The following is a 19764-nucleotide window of genomic DNA, read 5'->3' on the forward strand; positions in this document are numbered from 1 at the left end:
GAAGGTTTTAGAAAACTATAAGAGGTGTCTTGTTATTTTAGCCTTTTTTCGGGGTAGCGTTTTTAGAGGAAATATCTATAAATTAAAAGTAGTTTGCGTGTGTAAACAAGTAATGTTTTTATTGTTCAAACACCGCGACTGCCCGTACCGGAGATCCGGTACCGCCCTTTATCTTTAAAGGAAGTGCAATAAACTGAAACCTTCCGCGACCTAACAGCTTGTAAAGATTAACCATATTTTCATAATGCGTAAAGCCAAGTTCTCCGCAAATTTTATGCACCTCGGTATTTGAAATTTTAGGTACACCGGGAGACATGGTTTCCACACCAAAAGCAGCAATTTTTAAATCACCTAAATACCGAGCAGCTTCAGCAGTTAGACCTGGTCCTTTGTTCCAGTTTTCGGTATTGAAATGGTTTCGATAATGATCGGTATAAAGGAGTACAGTGTCTCCTTTTTTGATAGTTATATCAGCAATTTTGCAGGCTTGTTTAATTTCTTCAGCAGTAATTAATTCTTGAAGTTTTTTATGCGAAAAATCAAGACATATTCCTTCAGTAAAAAATATAGAGAGTGGCATCTTGTCTATAGACTGCCCTATATTTTTACGATCCATATGATTGAGTGCGTCTACGTGAGTACCGGTATGCTCTCCCATGGATAGCTTGTAAACGCTTGGCGTTTGTGTTGTGGGGTTCTCATCACCATCCCACTGCTCGTGCGTAGCATAAACCTCCATAGAGACAGCAGGCAAGCTTTTATAAACCGGCATGCCGTCATATATTTCCTGGCTAAGATCTATTATTTCTTTGCCAACCATGCTTCTCTCGCTTTTAATGCTTCTTTTTTATTTTTTTCTGAAAAATCAATGCTATACGTTGGGTCTGTTGCTAAACGAACCGTAGTTTTCTTTTCGTTTCCAAAACGAATAAAAATTACTTCGAGGATGTCGTTTATAGATTTATCAGCTAGTAACGCATTGAATGCCTCTTTTGAATCCATTACGGTTCCGTCTATGCTTGTAATTAGATCACCTTTGTCCAGACCTGCTGCATATGCCGGACTGCCTCTAAACGTGTTTCTGGAGATTTCTAACCCGGTTTCCGTCTCTTTTAAAGATGTGCCAAAATAAGCCTTCTCTGCAGCTTGGTTGAGTGTAAGCCCCACTTGCTTTAAGAGTGTATTATAATCTGGCATCTCACTCTTGTAGATGTATTGCTGAAAGAAATTTTCAGCGAAATCTGTACCGGCATATGCGCTTAAGGTATTTTCGATATCTTCAACAGTATAAGCAACTTCAGTTTTTCCGAAGCGTTTCCACATCAACTGCATAAAATCGTCCAGATTTAAATCATTTTGGCGTAAGCTGAGATCTAAAGCTAGGCCTAAAACGCTTCCGTAGGAATAATAGGAGATAAACATATTCTCATGATTTACAGGATCTACAGCAGTAGCAGCATCTACAAAAGGAGCCTGATTACTCATCTCGATGGGGTTGAAGTATTGCAAAGCTGGTGAATTCCAAACATAATTAAAAGTACCGTTAAGGCCTTTTATATAATCTTCTGCAGTGATAATTCCTGCACGTTCTAAAATAAGATTGGTATAGTAACTGGTGAATCCTTCAGCAAACCAGAGCGAGTTGCTCATATTGGCTTTATCAAAACGAAAAGGCTCTAAATCAGCCGGACGAATGCGCTCCACATTCCAGCTGTGAAAAAATTCGTGCGAAACGGTGCCGATGTTGCCTTTCATTCCGCCATTAGCGAGTGTTTCGGTATCGGTTAGAATCGTACTATTGCGGTGCTCCATTCCGTCACCGGAAACATTCGGCATATAGCACGCTAGAAACGTATAGATACCATAATCGTATTTAGGCAATTCGCCAAAAACGGCTTCTTCCTGCAAAACAATTTTTTGAACTTTATCCCAGTATGCATCAAACTCGGCTTCAGTACCCGGGTCGTGCAATACAAATTTTATCGTTTGTCTGCCTACTATAAATTTCCGCTCTTTAAAGTTGCTTATTTCGGTGGGGCTGTCCATAAAATAATACAGATTAGGCGCATAAAACGTATTCCCTTCCTCGTGTTTAAGCTGGGTTGCTACTTTCCAGCCCAGGTCCTTGCGGGCGTTGAATGTGATTTTGATGGGGCGTTCCTGTAAGTCTTCGGCATACATAAAGGTTGCCGGCATATTCAGGTGGGCATGGGTAAGGTCAACCTGAGAATAGGTGCCGCCGCCCCGGTTGGCAAACAGAATATATTCCACATTGATGGTTCCGTCTGTATTGCTGATGATCCAGCTATAGGGATCGTCGCGTTGGACCTCAAGCGGTTCTCCGGCTCCGTTTGTGGCTTTTAAACCGTAAACGTTTTTGGCAAACTCGTGAATCGCATAGCGCCCCGGAGAAGACCGACTCATCTGCACGCGCAACGTGTTTGATTTAATATGCGGAAAAGTCACCTGTACCACAGCCTCGTGGTGCACGGCGTTGTCAAATGAGATTTCGTAAAAATTGGTTTGAGCCTGAAGAGAAAGGCTGATAAGAAGAAAGGTAATCCAGAGTTTCATAAATAATAAGGTCTTTAAAAAGTAAAGATAAGGATATCACTCCTTTTAAAACCTCTTAATTACTTTCCCCTCCTTGTGAGGGGTTAGGGGAGGAAAAAGCCAAAATATCCCCCGGCTGACAGTCTAAAGCTTCACAGATCGCTTCCAGAGTTGAAAATCGTACCGCTTTGGCTTTGCCCGATTTTAAGATGGAAAGATTGGCTTCGGTGATGCCCACGATTTCCGCGAGTTCTTTGCTCTTCATATTGCGATCTGCCAATACCTGATCTAAGTTGATGATGATGGGCATAGCTAGACGGTTAAATCATTTTCTTCTTTTAAGGCTAAAGCTTTTTTGAAACCATCGCTTAGTAGAAGAAAGAAAATACCAACTACAAAACAGGGAATGCCGAGTATTAATAGATTGGGAATAAATAAGATAGAAATTATTTGAAGAAAATCTAAGTTGTCGAGTTTATCTATGGTTCGACTTAAGACAATTATAATCCCTAAGATATTAAATAGAATTCCAATATTTTTACTTTTAAAAATAGCTTCATTTGAAAAAAGTCTATTGTCTCTTATTATACTGCCAAACTTGCGAAATTGGTAAAGTATAAATGTTAGGAATAAAAGGAAAATGATGAAAGAAATTTCGTAAGTGATCGAATTAGTTGTTTCAGATTTTAGAATTTCCGGTATAACATTTGAGAAAACAGTTATTATAACCTGATATATAGTAATAAGAGCAATTATATAAAATAATATATCAAGTAAAACTTTGAATAATTTACCAAGATTCATAATTGTGTATTGATTAAGATTGATGTATATGGATTATACCGTTAAATCGTTTTCTTCTTTTATGGCTAAAGCTTTTTTGAAAGCGTCACTGAGTAATAAAAACAGTACACCTACAATCAGCAGAAATAAAAGCAAATTGAAATTAGACGAGCCAAAAGTTACGCTGATTTTACCCTCATAAGAAAATAGCGAATTTATACCGATAAAAATAAGAGAGCCTAAAGCACAGGCCGTAAAGAAGGTTCCGGTTTTGTGTGTGCGCTTGACCACTTCCTGCGAAAACAGCTTGTTTTTAAGCAATAAACCGGCAAACTTGCGCATTTGATAAAGTCCAGCAAAAAATAGCAGGAACAAGGCAAAGAATCCCATACTAAACAACAAGGCCTTGCCGCTAAAACCATTTTCGACGTAGGGTATGTTTACGTTAATTATCGTCTGTTCCGGGAACATCAAAACATACAGGATGGTCCCCGGAAAGAATACCACAATTGGTACCATCAGGTAAAAAGCCAGATCGATAAGGCGCTTAAAGAAGGTGTTGAGATTCATAGTTTTAATAATGAGTTACACCAATGCTGATTTCATCTGCAATTAGAGCCATCGCTCCTAAAATAACAACCAGCGAAATAGCCAGAGCAAGTAGTGTTTTTTTAGTTTTCATAATTTAAATAATATCGTTTTACGATAACAAATATAGATTAATTATTGAAAAACAATAATTTTATTTCGTTTTTTTGTTTCTTGTCAAGCTGTATCTTTGCCATCATGTTACCTAAAAAACTACAGCATAAACTAGAGCAGCGTAAGCAAAACAAGGCTTTACGGAAACTGAAGACATCCGTTGAAGGTTTGGTAGATTTTTCCTCAAACGACTATCTGGGTTTCGCTAAAAATCAAGCTATTTTCTTCCGCGCAGGTGAAATCCTCAAAACACATAATTTGGAGTATAACGGTGCAACCGGTTCTCGTTTGCTATCGGGTAATCACAAGTTGTATGCTATTATCGAAGATTTTATTGCTAAAACCCATCAGGTAGAAGCTGCACTTATTTTTAACTCAGGATATGATGCCAATGTGGGTTTTTTCAGCAGCGTGCCCCAGCGGGGTGATGTGATTTTGTATGATGAATATATTCATGCCAGCATTCGTGACGGTATTCAAATGAGTCACGCAAAGGCTTATAAATTCAAGCATAATGATTTGGAAGATCTTGAGCGGCTCTTAGCTAAACATGATGAGATGCTGAAGCAAGTTCAGCATGACAATTCAGTTATTTACATCGTCACCGAATCGGTTTTCTCAATGGATGGCGATACTCCAGATCTCAATACAATGGTCGATTTATGCGAAAAATATAATGCAAATTTTATAGTTGATGAAGCCCATGCTGTTGGCGTTTTTGGGACTGGTTTGATTGATTGTCTGGGACTCGGGCAGCGCGTTACGAGGTTGGTAACTTTTGGGAAAGCAACGGGTTGCCATGGTGCTGCAATTTTAGGTTCAACCGATTTAAAAGAATATCTCGTTAATTTTGCACGGAGCTTAATTTATACAACGGCTCTTTCTCCGCATAGTGTAGCAACTATCTTAGCTTCTTATGACCATGCAGCGCGTGAAGCAAAGAAGCCACAATCAGATTTAATTAAGCTCAACGAAAACATTCAATATTTCCGTAAAGAAATCAAAGAAAAAAAACTTCAGAGCTATTTTATTTCCAGTGATTCTGCTATTCATTCTGCGGTTATTCCTGGTAATGTGCAGGTAAAAGCAATTGCTCAAGAGCTTAGTGATGCTGGTTTTGATGTAAAAGCCATTTTGTCTCCAACCGTTCCGGCTGGTGAGGAGCGTTTGCGCTTTTGTCTGCACAGTTACAATACCCAAAGCGAAATAGAAACCGTACTTGAGCTTCTTGCAAAATCTTTAAAGGGATTCTCTACAGATTAAACTTGCAGTAGTACCTTTGCAAGCACTATGAAAAAACAGACTTTTTTTATAACCGGTATTTCTACCGAAGTAGGAAAAACAGTAGCTTCGGCAATAGTTACCGAAGCTTTAGAAGCCGATTACTGGAAGCCTATTCAAGCGGGTGATTTAGACGATTCTGATACCCATAAGGTTAAGCGGTTTATCAGTAATACTAAAACGCATTTTTTTGAAAATGCCTTCAGTTTACAAACACCGATGAGTCCACACGCAGCTGCAGCTATTGATGGGGTTTCTATTAAAACTTCAGCAATACAAAGACCAGAAACCGATAATCATTTGGTTATTGAAGGAGCAGGCGGACTGCTGGTCCCTATAAGTGAAGAGGAAACCATATTAGATTTGATTCAGCCGGAAGATAAAGTGATCGTGGTTTCTCGTCATTATCTGGGGAGCATCAATCACACCTTACTTACTATAGATAAGCTTAAACAGGCAGGTAAAGCCATTCACGGAATCCTTTTTAGCGGCGAAGAGCATTCCACAACCGAATCGGTCATTGCAAAAATGAGCGGAGTTCGCATTTTAGGTCGAATCGATGAAGAGCCGTATTTTGATAAAATGGTAGTGAAAGAATATGCTGAACTTTTGAAGGAGAGTTTGCTCTAGAAAAAGGTTTGTCGTCACCCTGAACTTGTTTCAGGGTCTCACAAGCTAGGTTTTAGAATTGGGTCTTGATTTTTAAGTTATAAACAAAGTTTGAAGCTATGCAAAATAGTTATGTTTATATAGTAACGAATTCTTATAGAACAACTTTTTATATTGGTGTGACCTCAGACTTAAAGCAGCGTGTGTTAGATCATCTAGAGAATAAAGGGTCTAAATTTACTTCGAAATACAATCTACATGACTTAATCTATTTTGAACAATTTACAAGCATTGACCAAGCAATTTTAAGAGAAAAGCAATTGAAAAACTGGAGAAAGAGTTGGAAATTAAATTTGATTAAGGAGAAGAATCCAACACTTCAAACCTTAAATATTTTTGAGTAGGTACCTCTATCTCAGATGCGATGCTGAAACAAGTTCAGCATGACGCCGAATAAATAAAACGCAGGCATATACGAATTTTAAACTTTGAATTTTGAATCTAACCGAACGCGATAAAAAACACATCTGGCATCCGTTAACGCAGCACAAATTGCATCCGGAATCGAAACCGATTGTTAAGGCAAAAGGTGCTTTGTTGTATGATGAAGATGGGAGAGAATATGTAGATGCGATTTCATCCTGGTATACGGCGATGTATGGGCATTGCAATGATTTTATCATTGAACGTGCGCACCAACAAATGCAGCAATTGGATCAGGTTATTTTTAGCGGATTTACCCACGAGCCCGCTGTTGAGCTTTCAGAAAAATTAATAGCGATTCTTCCTGAAAATCAACAGAAGTTGATGTTTAACGATAATGGTTCTACGTCTACGGAGATCGGGATTAAAATGGCATTGCAGTTTCACCACAACAAAGGCCAAACGCGCAAGACACTTCTGGCTTTTGAAGAAGGTTTCCATGGTGATACATTAGGCGCAATGTCTGTAAGTGGCTTGTCGGTTTATAACGGTCCGTTCGAGGAGTTTTTTATAGATGTAAAACGCATCCCGTTGCCTAACGGTGAAAATGAAACAGCAATTTTAAAAGCTATAGAATCTTTTCACGCCGAAACGCCGTTAGCCGGATTTATCTATGAGCCGCTCGTACAAGGCGCTGCCGGAATGAAAATGTATCAGGCAGCACATTTAGAACCTATTTTGCAAAAGTGTAAAGAACTTGGGATTATTTGTGTTGCAGATGAAGTGATGACGGGATTTGGTAAAACCGGAAGCTTTTTTGCTTCAGACCATGTTGCTGTAAAACCCGATGTGATGTGCTTGTCAAAAGCACTTACTGCCGGTTTGGTTCCTATGGGAATCACGACTTGTACGCAGGAAATTTACGATGCATTTTATGACGATGATATTGGTAAAGGCTTATTTCACGCGCATACGTATTCGGCTAATCCTATTGCCTGTGCAACCGCCATTGCCGGGATAGAATTGCTACAGTCTGAAGAAATTCAATCAAATATTAAACAGATAGAAAGCTGGCACCAGCAGTTTGCAGAAGAAATAGCAAAACATCCCAAAGTGCGTGTGACGCGTCAGCAAGGTGTGATTTTTGCGCTAGAATTGGCCATTGAGATGGAGCGTTATGGCGATCTTAGATATAAAATCTATGAGTTTTGTATGGCAGAAGGTGTGTATTTGCGACCTTTGGGCGCGACCATTTATATTCTGGCACCATACATTACTACAAAAGCACAAGTGGAAAAAATTTATAGGGCTATTAGGAAAGTGTTGGATACGTTTTAATAATCTCCCTGACCCAATTGATTTTCCCTCAGATCAATGGTTTCTCCAGTTTCATCAATGTAGATTTCAAAAACCTCATAAACCGTATCATCGTCGCTTCCGGAAGTTTTTACAGTAAGTGTAGCTTCACCATTTGGGCCTTTAATCGGTATCGTTGCTTCAGAAGTTTTGTGGCCGTTGTTGTATTTTACATTGTAGTTAGAGCCAAAAGTTCTTTTCTCAATAGGTTCACCTAGGGCTTCGATTACTTTAGCATTGTTTTGTACAAGTTCAAAAGCTTCATCTCCACCAGATCCAGATTTTACAGCACTAAAAAAGCTGAAAAAAGCTCCGCCAATTAAGATGATTCCTAGGAGAATTACGGTAAAGCAACCGCCTACAGGGACTACCCATTTCCAGTTGCGGGACCACCAGCTGCGTTCTTCGTTTTCTAATTCGTTCATTGTTTGATTTTTGAACTGTGAAGCTAAGAATTTTCTGGATAAAGATGCATATTTAAGATTTTGTCCGTTACCGAAATATTAATTTTGCTTGATAAAATAGATTTTGATGTTAAGAGATTGTCTTAGAAAAGAAAGTCTTTTAAGACGTGTTTTTTTAAGTGTTCTACTGAATTAGAAATCAAAAAAATAAATTTGAAACAACCTATTTCTATAACCGGAATTTCAGCAATTTCAGCAGAAGAAAGTAATACATCTGTGGGATCTCATGCTTTATGTTTTGATGATAAATTAGAAGCCTGGGTAGGAAAACTTCCTGAAAAAACCTTAGCTGAAATTGAAGCTATGCGTGATGAAAATCGTAATTATCAGGCTTTAGACGCTTCGGTTTTATACGCTATGTATGTTTCGCGATTAGCAGTAAAACAATCCGGTTGGGATGCGAATTCTGATTTTGGAATAAACATCGGTTCCTCACGTGGAGCCACTCAGCTTTTTGAAAAATATTACGATGCATTTTTAGAAACCGATAAAAGTGAGACCCTAGCTTCTCCCACTACAACATTGGGTAATATTTCATCTTGGGTCGCTCAGGATTTACAAAATAATGGCCCGGATATTTCTCATTCAATTACCTGTTCTACCGCATTACACGCGGTGCTTAATGGAGTTGCGTGGTTGCAATCCGGGATGTGTAGAAAGTTTTTAGTAGGCGGTAGTGAAGCGGCTTTAACGCCATTTACCATTGCGCAAATGAAAGCTATCAAAACCTATACGAGAGCTTCTGTTGATGCTGAATTTCCGTGTTTGGCATTAGATTTGGGTAAGACCGAAAACACGATGGTTTTGGGTGAAGGAGCGGCAGCGGTTTGTTTAGAAATCGGAAAAAAAGAAAATGCATTAGCTTACATCAACGGAGTAGGTTATGCTACCGAAAAGCTGAAGCATGCGGTTTCAATTTCTGCGGAAGCTACCTGTTTTCAAAAGTCGATGAAGATGGCGATTGAAGATGCTTTTGGAGAAACTGGAAATGATGGGATTTCCGCATTCGCAGAAATTGATAAAAGCAAAGGTTCCCTCTTAACCTTCGCGGAAATGACTAAAAATGTTGATGCGATTGTGATGCATGCTCCGGGAACAATTGCCGGAGATCAAACAGAGTATAAAGCCATTCAAAAAATTTTTGGTTTAAATCTTCCGTTATTAACAACTAATAAATGGAAAATAGGACACACCTTTGGTGCCAGTGGCCTACTCAGTTTTGAGGCTGCTGTGCGCATGCTGCAAAGCGGAGAATATGAAGAAGTCCCTTTTATTTCGCAGCAGGCACAACCTAAAAAATTAAATACTATATTAGTAAATGCAGTTGGTTTTGGAGGAAATGCTGTGAGTATTTTGATTACCAGAACTTAGTTTTTCGCAATTATAAACATCAGATTTAGTATTTTTGAAACCGCTACTGGCGATATAGAATTGCTTTTTCTAAAATGAAGAAAATATCTTTTTGCTAAAGATTTAAAAAAAGACCCATGAAACACGATTGGACCCGCGAGGAAATCCTCGATATATACAATAAACCTTTAATGGAGTTGCTTTATGAAGCTGCTACAGTTCACCGGGAATATCATGACCCAAATACGGTTCAGGTTTCGACCTTACTTTCTATAAAAACAGGAGGCTGCCCTGAAGATTGTGGGTATTGTCCGCAAGCCGCTCGATATCATACTGATATAGAAGGCAATGATTTGATGGGTGTTCAGCAGGTAAAAGCGCAGGCTTTACGCGCAAAAGCTTCAGGAAGTTCGCGCGTGTGTATGGGAGCGGCCTGGAGAAATGTAAAAGACGGTCAAGAATTTGATCAAGTTTTAGAAATGGTGCGAACCATTAATAAACTCGATATGGAGGTTTGCTGCACATTGGGTATGATTACCGAAAATCAGGCACAACGTCTTGCAGAAGCTGGTTTGTATGCGTACAATCACAACTTAGATACTTCAGAAGATTATTATAAAGATGTGATTTCTACCCGTGCTTTTCAAGATCGTTTAGATACGATAGGGAACGTACGTAAGACCAACGTTACGGTTTGTAGTGGTGGAATTATAGGAATGGGAGAAAAAGTGGAAGATCGTGCCGGAATGCTAGTAGCTCTTGCTACTTTAGATCCGCAGCCAGAGAGTGTTCCTATTAATGCATTAGTGGCAGTTGAAGGTACACCTATGGAAGATATTGAACCTATTTCTATTTGGGAAATGGTACGTATGGTGGCAACTACGCGTATTGTAATGCCACAAACACAAGTGCGACTGAGTGCAGGACGCACGCAAATGAGCAGAGAAGGGCAAGCCATGTGTTTCTTTGCCGGAGCCAACTCTATTTTTGCCGGAGACAAGTTGTTGACGACTCCTAATCCTGATGTAAATGAGGATATGGAAATGTTTAAAATGCTTGGATTGAATCCGCAGGCTCCTTTTGTCAAGAAGTCACAACCAGAAACAGTTGAAGCTGCTGAGTCTAAACATTTGCCTAAAGGTGAAAAGCCAAAATGGTCAAGACCAGGACACACAATTCCGCGTAACGAAGAAGCTAAAGCAAAGGCAAAAGCTTAATTTAATTTACAGCATACTTGAAACTTACCGAAATACATAGGGTAAAGAATATTACCAAAGAGGAGTTTGTTAAGAATTACCTCAAGCCGCAAAAACCGGTTGTAATCGAAAATCTTATAGGGGATTGGCCTGCTTATGACAAGTGGAGTTTAGATTATATCAAAGAGATTGCCGGTAATAAAGAAGTGCCTTTGTATGATGATCGCCCGGTAACACACGAAGATGGTTTTAATCAGGCGCATGCTAAAATGAAAATGGCAGATTATGTTGATTTGCTAAAGCGTGAACCTACTAATTACCGTATTTTTCTGTATAATATTATGAAGGAAGTACCTTCGTTAAAGAAGGATTTTAAGTTTCCTAAAATAGGTTTAAGACTTATTAAGCAAATTCCGATGGTGTTTTTTGGAGGTGAAAACTCTAAAGTATTTATGCACCATGATATTGACTGGGCAAATATTTTGCACTTTCATTTCCACGGAAAAAAACAGTGTATTTTATTTCCGCCAGATCAGACCGAAAACTTATATAAAGTACCGCATTCGCTCATAACCAGAGAAGATATCGATTTTGATAATCCGGATTTTGATAAATTTCCGGTATTGAAAAAGGCTGAAGGTCTGGTTTGTAGTTTAGAACACGGAGAGGCTTTGTATATGCCAGAGGGTTATTGGCATTATATGAAGTATTTAACGCCTGGTTTTAGTATGAGTCTTCGTGCATTGCCACGTAAGCCCAAGCACCTCTTAAAAGCGGTTTATAACGTTTTTATTATGCGCCATTTTGATAATCTGATGCGTCGCAGAAAAGGGCAGGCATGGATTGATGAGAAAAATGAGCGCGCGATTGCAGAAACTCATAAAAGGCACGGGTTGGCGGTTTAAAAACGCAATTTGAAATACAGCATAGCGTATCTAGGTATTGAAGTGTAAACTAAATCATTGCGTTGATAGTCTGAAACGGAGCTAAACGTATACATTTCTGTATTCCATAAATTTTGGGCTTGAAAACCAAACAAATAGTCTTTTTGCTTAGGGCGGTATTCTAAATTAATACTGCTGGTTTCATAAAATTGATCATTAACTACAAAGCCTTCTAGTTTGATATTCCCAAAAATACGGTCGTAGAGTTTTACAATGGTTTCGATTTCGGCATTGTATATGGTATTTGAATTAGATACCGCTCCTAGATTGCTTCGGCTTCTATTGAGACCTCCTGTAAATTTGAAATTAAAGGCTCCGCGCCAATACGTTGTTCCTCTAAAATAATAGTTTTCGCTATTGTTTTCTACATCAAAAAAGGAGCCGTTCAATACCAAGGGATTCTTAAGGGTAGATTGATTGACACCTATTTTGAATGACATATTAAGGGGAGCTATATATGTAGTAAAGCCTGCTCGTGCTGTAAAGAGACTACTTCCGGGAGCATAAATTAATTGAGAACTATTGAGATTTTCACTTAGCGAACTTATGGAACTCAAGTTTCGCTCAAATTCAGAATAAGCCAAGCCGGCTTCTATCAGGATTCGTTTTTTCTTTTTGCTTAAAATGTAGGAAAAGGCATATTGATTACGAGGTAAGGGTTCTATATGTTCAAGCCCTTTTTTTAGACTTCGGTAATTATACACTAAAGCCGTTGGAGTTAGATCATTGAGTTCGGGGAGGTCCGTATTTCTGTTATAGGAAAGTGAGAAACTACCAAAGGGATTATTGGTAAGGCGTAAACGTACTTTCGGATTGAAAAAGAGATAATTGCTTGCCGTAAGTTGGTTATTAAAGTTGATGTTTTTTAATTCCAGTTTTGTAGAAAGGAACAGGGTTTCTGCAATCAAGGCATATTGCCCTTTAATTCTTGCAAAGGCCTCTGTGCTTTTAAGTGTAGTCTCGCCCGACAGGGAATCGATTACCGGGCTTTGAGCAACTCGTGAATTGTAATCAAGATCCTGAGCTGTGTTGATTATGCCTCCTCCCAGACTATAAGAGAATTCATTGATCTTAAAAATCACATTGCTCTCAAAACCCTGATAATTATTTAGGTTGCTGGTTGTAGTAAATAGATTTTTACTTTGAATGGTATCTAGCGTGTTGGGTGTAATACTGAAATTCTGAGTTCTGTTTTCATGACCGCTAAATGCATAAAGAGCCAAGGCTCCATTTTTTATTTTTTTGGTGTAACGCAAGTGAATTGCGCCCGAATTCTGCTCCGTTATTAAGTTCTGAAGGATTAGGTTTTGATTATTGAACAAAAGGCGATTCTCTGCTAGATTACCAGATATAGAGAAAGTAGTCTGTAAGGTAATGTAGTTATTCTTACCTATAGGGTGGCGAAGTTCTAAATCTTCAGTAAGGTTAGTGTTTTTAAAATCAAACTGATTATTTTCTGAAAATTGAATCGTTTCATCAGCTAAAAAAAAGCGTGTTTGCTGCTCATAACTTTTATCTAAACGATCCTGAGATACAACTAGCGAATTTCTCAATTTGGTATTTTTCCAGATTGTTTTATTGCCCAGAAGGTTTGAGCTGATACTTTTATTCGCCACATAAAAAGGGGCATCAATAAGCATTGAACTACCGGAAAGACTAAGAATAGCAGGGAAATCAGCCTCATAATCCTCATCAAAGTCATTAAAACCCTGTTGCCCATACACATAATTTGAGCGTTGGTCATGTGCCTGTTTACCTGTTGTGTTGGTATTGGCGAGTTCTAATAGCTTTATTTCAGGTCTTATGAGACCCAGATTGAGGTCTGCTAAATAGCGCTTATCATTACCAGCCCCTCCTTTAAAATTACCAAACCAGATGGATTTTGCTTTTTCTTTTAGCTTGAGGTTAAGTACAACGGTCTCGCTGTTTAAGAACTGCTTCAGTACGGGATTTTCATCATAGTTGCTGATGACCTCCACACGATCAAGCACGTTGGCATCCAGATTTTTTGAGATGACTTTGTAGTTGCGGTCTGCCAGATCATCACCCTCTATCAGTATTTTTTGAATGTTTTTCCCCTGAGCCTTTATATTACCATCATCGTCAATCTCAATGCCCGGGATGTTTTTAAGAACATCCTCTACGGTTTGCTCGGTTTCGTTGGTAAATGCCGAAACTTTATACGAAATGGTATCGGTATTGATCTTGATCTTTTCATCTGATCTTAAAACAACGGTATTGAGTTCTTCAACCTGAGGAAGAAGTTCAAAATCGAGTACAATAAAAGCAGCGTCAGGAACTCGAAAAACCTGAGACAGGTCCTGATATCCCAGGTTATTTACTTCGATAATTAGCGAATCTTCAGGTTTTGCAGTATTGATTTCTAGTTGATAGCTCCCGGTATCTGAAGTATAAGCGTAAGCAAGAATTTTAGCATCTTGTTTGATCAAAATACTTGCTGTACTAACAGGGTTTTGTGATGGTGTTTCAGTAATTTTTCCTGATAAAGTGATTTGGCCTTGAAGCGGTAATTGCCAAAGAATAAGAAATATGATCAGTGATTGCTTATTAATCAATTTTAAAAATTTCAATATACCCCGTCATACCTTTGTCTGCCCCGCCTGAAGCACCTATATTTTCAGCTGCCATCCTGCCAGCCATTCTTGAATCTAAAAATGATTTAATCTGTTCCTTTCGATATTCTTCGAAGGTTATCCAGCCATTATTAGGTGCCTTAATTTTTTTAAGTAAATATTCTTGTTTTGACGGATATTCTATATTCTTAAAGTACCAGTAAATTTCTTTATGGGTATCGTAAGCTTCTAAGATAAGACCGGGCAATCCTGAAAGTTTCCATGGTCCGAAGGGAAGGGGGATCTTGGTTGTAAACCAGGCGGTATAATCCCTGCCCCTAAAAGAAGCAGTAGCCTTTTGTACAGTGTAATCTCCAATAGTTTTAGTCTCTGCTAAAATTTTCCAATTGAACCGGATTGTATTATCCTCAACATAACTAAAGCCTAAATCTCGAGAATAGAGGGTTTTTGATTTTAGGTCATTATAGTACAAAAACCCTTTTGGATTTGTTACTACTGAGCTGATAGCAAGAAGTTTTCCGTTGCTATCTGTGAATTTTTTGTGTTCCCTAAGATGCCCTCCTTCTAAGGAATCTTTACGAGTGATAAATAAAGAATTATTTTTATTAAACACAAGAACCGCATTATAGTCTTGACCATATGACCCACCCATACCCATACTTTGTATTTCTCCAAAGGAAACAATACCCGTTTGCGGATAAGTTTTAGAGGTCATTAGAAAGAAAATAAAAATCAGTTGAATCAAAATTCTCATAAAGAAATATTAAGTCCCTCAAAAAATTGAGGGACTGATTGAACATTAAAAAAAATAAAATCTTATCCGCAAGAATCTAGTAATTGAAGGGCCATATCCTCAGCATATTCAGGACAAACCATAAACTCATAATCCATTCGCCCATCTCCGTCACAATCAGCATTAACTGGTACTTGTTCACTTGCATAACAACTAAACGTATCATCCTCTGCAACGCCTTTTGAAGATACAGCATTAGCATTAAGGCCTGCGGTGAAAACACCAAGCATAATTAGTGAAAATAATTTTTTCATAAATATTATGTTTTTAAGATTAATATTATCTTAAATTATTAAAATGAAGAGAGAGAGAGAGAGAGAATTTCAATACTTTAACTTACCTTTAACGTTTGAAGACTTACTAGGGTATCAGCTCTTTAGCCTTCTCGTAAATCCAATCTCCCGGCCAGCCACGATACATTAAGTAATCAGCTAATTTTTTGCGCTTTTTATATTTGTCTTTTTCGGTGAGTTGGTCAAAACGTTTTTGTGCCAGATCGTCAAAAGTGTTTCTATATTCATTTTCCTGAATTTCTGTAAAGGCTTTTTTGATGAGGTAGGTGCCTATTTCGCGTTGTTTCAATTCTTGCTTAATACGGTTTTTGCCCCATTTTTTATGTCGAAATTTTCCACGGGCAAAACTACGGGCAAAGCGTTCTTCATCTAGAAATTTATGCTGTAATAAGTGATATACAATTGCATCTATCGCATCAGGAATCATACGCATTTGAATCAGTTTTTCGCGCACCTCTTTATGACAGCGGTCCTGATAGGCACAGTAGGCTTCAAGCTTGCGCTTGGCATCTTCTACGGTATAGGTTTTTACGTATTGTTGATTCAAAATAGGCTTGTAGTGGTAGAGTTTTGTTTGAAGTTCGGTAAAAATACGAATTTGTGGTGATTGGAACGGAGTGCTGGCATAGTAATCATTATATGTTTTGAGTCGTTAAGCTAGGTTAGGCTTCTGTGTGGTTTAGAACCTGGTCGTTTGAATTATAGAAGGGGTAAGGATTCTAAATAGATAATCAATAGCATTAGTAATATGATACCACAATGGATCTATGGTTTACCACACTTTTTGTGGAAAAGTGTGGTTGCACTGTGGATTGAGTGTGGACTCACTGTGGACTCATTAAAAAACCTTTAGGCTCGAAATTAAAAATAGAGTGGGTGTTGAGAGGCTAAACTGCACTGCATTTATGAGTTATGAAATATCAAAAAAATAAGCAATGCAATATGGCACAAGAACTACGAAAGAGAATTTCAACCAATAAAAAACCCCCACCGTTTGTACGATGAGGGTTATTTCAGTTATCTAATTTCTTTCCCGTCTTTATCTGTAAAACGGTACTCGAGATACGTGTAAGCATCTCTAGGCATTATTTTTACCCATTTTTTGTGTTCTAAAAACCATTTAGAACGTACTGAAGGGAAGCCTTTTGTCAAGAAGGCTGCTATAAAAGGGTGCGTATGTAACGTGATCTTTTTATAGTCTTTTTTGAATAGTTTGATCAAATCTGCCTGTATGCGATTTACCACACTAATAGGTGCTTCTATTTCACCATCTCCATTAGGATCTTTTTCCCGGGTTTTAATATTCATCTCGGGACGTACACGCTGACGCGTGATTTGTATAAGACCAAATTTACTGGGGGGTAAAATTTTGTGTTTGGCACGGTCATCACTCATTTCATCACGCAAGTGATTGAAGAGTTGTTTACGATTTTCGGCCTTACCCATATCGATAAAGTCTATAACAATGATACCTCCCATATCACGCAGACGCAATTGTCTGGCGATCTCGGTGGCAGCGATCAAGTTAACTTCTAATGCGGTCTCTTCCTGGCTTTTGGCCTTACTTGAGCGGTTACCGCTGTTTACATCTATTACGTGTAGTGCTTCTGTGTGTTCTATTACCAGATATGCACCGCGACTCATAGATACGGTCTTGCCAAATGAAGTTTTTATTTGACGCTCTATGCCGTGTTTTTCATATATAGGCACGTTGTTTTGATATAGTTTTACGATACTTTCTTTATTAGGTGCAATCTCTTGCAGGTATTCTTTGATTTGGTAGTACAATGTTTCATCATCTACGCAGATGTTTGTGAAGGTGTCGTTAAAGAGATCTCTTAACATAGAAGAGGCTCTGTTCATCTCGCCTAAAACCTTACTGGGTAAATGAGCATTGTGTAATTTTTTACACATGGCGGTCCAGCGGTCCACCAAGTTTTGTAGATCTTTGTCTAGTTCTGCAACCATTTTTCCTTCAGCGACAGTACGTACAATCACTCCAAATCCTTTGGGGCGTATACTTTGCATCAAGCGTTTAAGGCGCGCCTTTTCTTCTTTAGATTCTATTTTTTGAGAAATAGAAATACGGTCAGAAAACGGTACGAGAACTACATATCTCCCGGCGATAGATAGCTCACTGCTAATTCTGGGGCCTTTTGTAGAAATAGGTTCTTTAACTACTTGAACAAGAAGAGACTGGTTGGATTTAACAGCATCTGCTATTTTGCCATTTTTGTCTATGTCTTTGTCTGCAGGAAAGTTTTTTAAAGAAAAATCTTTTAATTTACCTGTGCTTACACGTTTTACAAATTTCAAAAGTGTGGGAAGCTGCGGTCCTAAATCGTGATAATGCAAAAATGCATCTTTCTCGTAGCCAACATTGACAAATGCGGCGTTAAGACCAGAAACCGTCTTGCGTATTTTAGCGATAAAAATATCGCCTACGCTAAACTGGTTGTCTTCCTCATCCTTATGTAATTCTATTAGTTTACCATCTTTTAAAAGGGCAAAATCAACTGAAGTGGAACTGGATCGAATTATTAATTCATTATTCACGCTTCATTAAATTATATCCATCCCAAAAATCGGGACAAAAGATTAAACATTTTTTTTCACAGGATTTTGTGTTTTCGGCAGGAGGTATTAGTTCCCTAAAAGCCGTAGGGAATATCTCCAGATGTCAATGAACGGTGTATTATACTAACGGTATAATAACAGAAAAAGTAGTGCTAGACTACTTTTTCTTTTTGTGACGGTTAGCACGACGGCGTTTTTTACGCTTGTGCGTCGCTACCTTGTGTCTTTTTCTTTTCTTACCACTTGGCATAAGAGCTCAATTTAAAATTAATAGTTAGTTTTCGTCTACAGATACGTTAGACTTAACGCCTTCTACAAAAACCTTAGCAGGTTTAAAAGCAGGAATGTTATGTGCAGGTATCTTAATAGTAGTATTCTTAGAAATGTTACGGCCGGTTTTTTCAGCACGTGTCTTAATGATAAAACTTCCAAAACCTCTTAGGTAAACATTGTCTCCGCTTTCTAAAGAGTTTTTTACCTCTGTCATGAAAGTTTCAACAGTTGCTTGTACATCGTTTTTTTCAATTCCTAGTTTTTCAGAAATTTTGGCAACAATATCTGCTTTTGTCATTACTTGTTATTTTAGGGGGTTAAAAATTTTCAAGGGTGCAAATATACATATTATTAAATCAATATTTCAAACGTAAAAGATTAAAATATAACTAGATAAACGCATAAATTGACCAAAAGGTATTTTTTGTGTTAAACTTTTATAAAAAACTCATACACTGGTATTTACAAAACAAACGGGAGTTGCCTTGGCGGCAAATAAATGACCCGTATCGCATTTGGCTATCAGAAATCATACTTCAACAAACGCGAGTTGAGCAGGGGACACCCTATTATTTTAAGTTTACGGAGGCATTTCCTGACATAAAATCGCTAGCTGATGCTCATGAAGATGAAGTTTTAAAATTGTGGCAGGGACTGGGCTATTACTCCCGAGCACGTAACTTGCACGCGACTGCAAAAAAAGTCGCGTATGAACTAGACGGAATATTCCCGGATACGTATTCTGAAATTAAGAAATTAAAAGGAGTAGGAGATTATACGGCAAGTGCAATTGCCTCTATTTGTTTTGATGAAGCGGCAGCTGTAGTAGATGGTAATGTTTATCGCGTGCTTTCTCGGATTTTTGGTGTAGATACTCCTATAGATAGTACGCCGGGTAAAAAAGAATTTAAAGCTTTGGCTCAAAATTTAATGGATCCTGACGATGCTGCAAATTTTAATCAGGCGATAATGGAATTTGGCGCTACACAGTGTAAGCCTAAAAATCCGTATTGTTTGCATTGTCCTTTTAGTGAGGATTGTGTGGCTTTTCAGCAAGGGAAAATCGATAAGCTCCCGGTGAAGAAAGGAAAGATCAAAGTGAAGAATCGTTTTTTCAATTATCTCTTATTTGTAACTCAAGAAGGGGAAACGGTATTGAAGCAACGTGAAGATAAAGGGATCTGGCGCGGACTGTTTGATTTTCCGTTACTAGAGACTGAAACAGATTTGCTAGAAGAAGATTTCCGCGAAAGCGTAAAAGATTTAAAGGTTATTGGTGATGCTGACCCCGTTGTATTTAAAGAGCTTCTTGTAACTGAAATAATTTTGCAACAACAAAATCCCATCATTCATAAACTGTCACATCAAAAGCTTCACGTTAAGTTTTGGGTAATAAAACTGAAAAATAAATCAGGTCTTAAAACCGTTTCTTTTGAAGATTTTGAGAATTATGCGGTGCCTCGTGTGATAGATCGCTTTATGGAAAGTTTTGATTATAAAGATTATGTGTCAAATTAGCTAGATTGAATGAGGCTCTGCTTGGCTTAATCTAATTTACCACAAAACTGTTCTG

The 19764-nt window shown here is 38.2% G+C and carries 20 protein-coding genes; 8 read left to right on the top strand and 12 right to left on the bottom strand.

Annotation, left to right across the window (positions count from 1 at the left end; all coding sequences use genetic code 11):
• Positions 1 to 118 precede the first annotated feature (118 nt).
• The 5 genes from BUB91_RS01690 to BUB91_RS01710 are packed head-to-tail and all read right to left on the bottom strand — an operon-like array spanning position 119 to position 3906.
• The gene (locus tag BUB91_RS01690; protein ID WP_073096168.1) at positions 119 to 820 is read right to left on the bottom strand and encodes a cyclase family protein; all 702 of its coding nucleotides are present in this window, start codon (positions 818 to 820) and stop codon (positions 119 to 121) included.
• Positions 802 to 2574, bottom strand: coding sequence for a M61 family metallopeptidase (locus BUB91_RS01695; protein ID WP_073096170.1), 1773 nt, complete (start codon positions 2572 to 2574; stop codon positions 802 to 804). Before BUB91_RS01695 ends, BUB91_RS01690 begins: the two co-directional genes overlap by 19 nt.
• A gap of 55 nt (positions 2575 to 2629) precedes the next feature.
• Entirely contained in the window at positions 2630 to 2863 is a 234-nt protein-coding gene (locus BUB91_RS01700; RefSeq protein WP_073096172.1) for a helix-turn-helix domain-containing protein, read from the bottom strand.
• Between the two features lie 2 nt (positions 2864 to 2865).
• Positions 2866 to 3357 carry a DUF2975 domain-containing protein gene (locus tag BUB91_RS01705; protein WP_073096174.1) on the bottom strand — a complete coding sequence of 164 codons (492 nt, stop codon included), beginning with the start codon at positions 3355 to 3357 and terminating at the stop codon, positions 2866 to 2868.
• A 33-nt stretch (positions 3358 to 3390) separates the two neighbouring features.
• On the bottom strand, positions 3391 to 3906 hold the full coding sequence (locus BUB91_RS01710; RefSeq protein ID WP_073096176.1) for a DUF2975 domain-containing protein: 516 nt from the start codon (positions 3904 to 3906) through the stop codon (positions 3391 to 3393).
• A gap of 216 nt (positions 3907 to 4122) precedes the next feature.
• Here BUB91_RS01710 and BUB91_RS01715 point away from each other — a divergent pair, with 216 nt between their 5' ends.
• The 4 genes from BUB91_RS01715 to bioA all read left to right on the top strand — a co-directional run bounded on the left by BUB91_RS01715 (position 4123) and on the right by bioA (position 7689).
• The gene (locus BUB91_RS01715; RefSeq protein WP_073096178.1) at positions 4123 to 5301 is read left to right on the top strand and encodes an aminotransferase class I/II-fold pyridoxal phosphate-dependent enzyme; all 1179 of its coding nucleotides are present in this window, start codon (positions 4123 to 4125) and stop codon (positions 5299 to 5301) included.
• A gap of 27 nt (positions 5302 to 5328) precedes the next feature.
• Complete coding sequence (gene bioD / locus BUB91_RS01720; protein WP_073096180.1) at positions 5329 to 5949, top strand: dethiobiotin synthase; 621 nt, start codon at positions 5329 to 5331, stop codon at positions 5947 to 5949.
• A gap of 98 nt (positions 5950 to 6047) precedes the next feature.
• A complete protein-coding gene (locus BUB91_RS01725) occupies positions 6048 to 6332 on the top strand; it encodes a GIY-YIG nuclease family protein (RefSeq protein ID WP_073096182.1) in 285 nt (94 codons plus the stop codon).
• A 91-nt stretch (positions 6333 to 6423) separates the two neighbouring features.
• A complete protein-coding gene (gene bioA / locus BUB91_RS01730) occupies positions 6424 to 7689 on the top strand; it encodes an adenosylmethionine--8-amino-7-oxononanoate transaminase (RefSeq protein WP_073096184.1) in 1266 nt (421 codons plus the stop codon).
• Here bioA and BUB91_RS01735 read toward each other — a convergent pair.
• Positions 7686 to 8132: a cytochrome c oxidase assembly factor Coa1 family protein gene (locus BUB91_RS01735; RefSeq protein ID WP_073096186.1), complete on the bottom strand. Its 447-nt coding sequence runs from the start codon at positions 8130 to 8132 to the stop codon at positions 7686 to 7688. The genes bioA and BUB91_RS01735 overlap by 4 nt on opposite strands.
• A 192-nt stretch (positions 8133 to 8324) precedes the next feature.
• On the opposite strand from BUB91_RS01735, the gene BUB91_RS01740 reads away from it, so the two are divergent.
• The 3 genes from BUB91_RS01740 to BUB91_RS01750 all read left to right on the top strand — a co-directional run bounded on the left by BUB91_RS01740 (position 8325) and on the right by BUB91_RS01750 (position 11622).
• Entirely contained in the window at positions 8325 to 9542 is a 1218-nt protein-coding gene (locus BUB91_RS01740) for a beta-ketoacyl synthase N-terminal-like domain-containing protein (protein ID WP_073096188.1), read from the top strand.
• A 116-nt stretch (positions 9543 to 9658) separates the two neighbouring features.
• Positions 9659 to 10738, top strand: coding sequence for a biotin synthase BioB (gene bioB, locus BUB91_RS01745; protein ID WP_073096190.1), 1080 nt, complete (start codon positions 9659 to 9661; stop codon positions 10736 to 10738).
• A gap of 17 nt (positions 10739 to 10755) precedes the next feature.
• Positions 10756 to 11622 (top strand): cupin-like domain-containing protein, encoded by an 867-nt coding sequence (locus BUB91_RS01750; protein WP_073096192.1) that lies wholly within the window; start codon positions 10756 to 10758, stop codon positions 11620 to 11622.
• Here the strand turns inward: BUB91_RS01750 and BUB91_RS01755 are convergent.
• From BUB91_RS01755 to BUB91_RS01780, 6 genes are all read right to left on the bottom strand, one after another.
• Entirely contained in the window at positions 11619 to 14237 is a 2619-nt protein-coding gene (locus tag BUB91_RS01755; protein WP_128759275.1) for a peptidase associated/transthyretin-like domain-containing protein, read from the bottom strand. The two genes, BUB91_RS01750 and BUB91_RS01755, sit on opposite strands and share 4 nt — an antisense overlap.
• Entirely contained in the window at positions 14230 to 15009 is a 780-nt protein-coding gene (locus BUB91_RS01760; RefSeq protein ID WP_073096196.1) for a GLPGLI family protein, read from the bottom strand. The genes BUB91_RS01755 and BUB91_RS01760 overlap by 8 nt, the downstream gene beginning before the upstream one ends.
• Before the next feature lie 62 nt (positions 15010 to 15071).
• Positions 15072 to 15278 (bottom strand): hypothetical protein, encoded by a 207-nt coding sequence (locus BUB91_RS01765; protein ID WP_128759276.1) that lies wholly within the window; start codon positions 15276 to 15278, stop codon positions 15072 to 15074.
• Positions 15279 to 15408: 130 nt separating this feature from the next.
• Complete coding sequence (locus BUB91_RS01770) at positions 15409 to 15888, bottom strand: regulatory protein RecX (RefSeq protein WP_073096200.1); 480 nt, start codon at positions 15886 to 15888, stop codon at positions 15409 to 15411.
• Between the two features lie 470 nt (positions 15889 to 16358).
• Positions 16359 to 17897, bottom strand: a complete 1539-nt coding sequence (locus BUB91_RS01775) for an Rne/Rng family ribonuclease (protein WP_073096202.1) — start codon at positions 17895 to 17897, stop codon at positions 16359 to 16361.
• Positions 17898 to 18192: 295 nt separating this feature from the next.
• Positions 18193 to 18489, bottom strand: coding sequence for an HU family DNA-binding protein (locus BUB91_RS01780; protein ID WP_028376886.1), 297 nt, complete (start codon positions 18487 to 18489; stop codon positions 18193 to 18195).
• A gap of 128 nt (positions 18490 to 18617) precedes the next feature.
• Between BUB91_RS01780 and mutY the strand changes: the two genes are divergently transcribed.
• Complete coding sequence (gene mutY, locus BUB91_RS01785) at positions 18618 to 19709, top strand: A/G-specific adenine glycosylase (protein ID WP_073096204.1); 1092 nt, start codon at positions 18618 to 18620, stop codon at positions 19707 to 19709.
• Positions 19710 to 19764: the final 55 nt, after the last annotated feature.

Source organism: Leeuwenhoekiella marinoflava DSM 3653 (genome assembly GCF_900129005.1).
GTDB lineage: Bacteria > Bacteroidota > Bacteroidia > Flavobacteriales > Flavobacteriaceae > Leeuwenhoekiella > Leeuwenhoekiella marinoflava.

Excerpts from the sequence above, each read along its gene's own strand:
- BUB91_RS01690 (WP_073096168.1), bottom strand. The coding sequence starts at position 820 with ATGGTTGGCAAAGAAATAATAGATCTTAGCCAGGAAATATATGACGGC.
- BUB91_RS01695 (WP_073096170.1), bottom strand. The coding sequence starts at position 2,574 with ATGAAACTCTGGATTACCTTTCTTCTTATCAGCCTTTCTCTTCAGGCT.
- BUB91_RS01700 (WP_073096172.1), bottom strand. The coding sequence starts at position 2,863 with ATGCCCATCATCATCAACTTAGATCAGGTATTGGCAGATCGCAATATG.
- BUB91_RS01705 (WP_073096174.1), bottom strand. The coding sequence starts at position 3,357 with ATGAATCTTGGTAAATTATTCAAAGTTTTACTTGATATATTATTTTAT.
- BUB91_RS01710 (WP_073096176.1), bottom strand. The coding sequence starts at position 3,906 with ATGAATCTCAACACCTTCTTTAAGCGCCTTATCGATCTGGCTTTTTAC.
- BUB91_RS01715 (WP_073096178.1), top strand. The coding sequence starts at position 4,123 with ATGTTACCTAAAAAACTACAGCATAAACTAGAGCAGCGTAAGCAAAAC.
- bioD (WP_073096180.1), top strand. The coding sequence starts at position 5,329 with ATGAAAAAACAGACTTTTTTTATAACCGGTATTTCTACCGAAGTAGGA.
- BUB91_RS01725 (WP_073096182.1), top strand. The coding sequence starts at position 6,048 with ATGCAAAATAGTTATGTTTATATAGTAACGAATTCTTATAGAACAACT.
- BUB91_RS01735 (WP_073096186.1), bottom strand. The coding sequence starts at position 8,132 with ATGAACGAATTAGAAAACGAAGAACGCAGCTGGTGGTCCCGCAACTGG.
- bioB (WP_073096190.1), top strand. The coding sequence starts at position 9,659 with ATGAAACACGATTGGACCCGCGAGGAAATCCTCGATATATACAATAAA.
- BUB91_RS01760 (WP_073096196.1), bottom strand. The coding sequence starts at position 15,009 with ATGAGAATTTTGATTCAACTGATTTTTATTTTCTTTCTAATGACCTCT.
- BUB91_RS01765 (WP_128759276.1), bottom strand. The coding sequence starts at position 15,278 with ATGCTTGGTGTTTTCACCGCAGGCCTTAATGCTAATGCTGTATCTTCA.
- BUB91_RS01780 (WP_028376886.1), bottom strand. The coding sequence starts at position 18,489 with ATGACAAAAGCAGATATTGTTGCCAAAATTTCTGAAAAACTAGGAATT.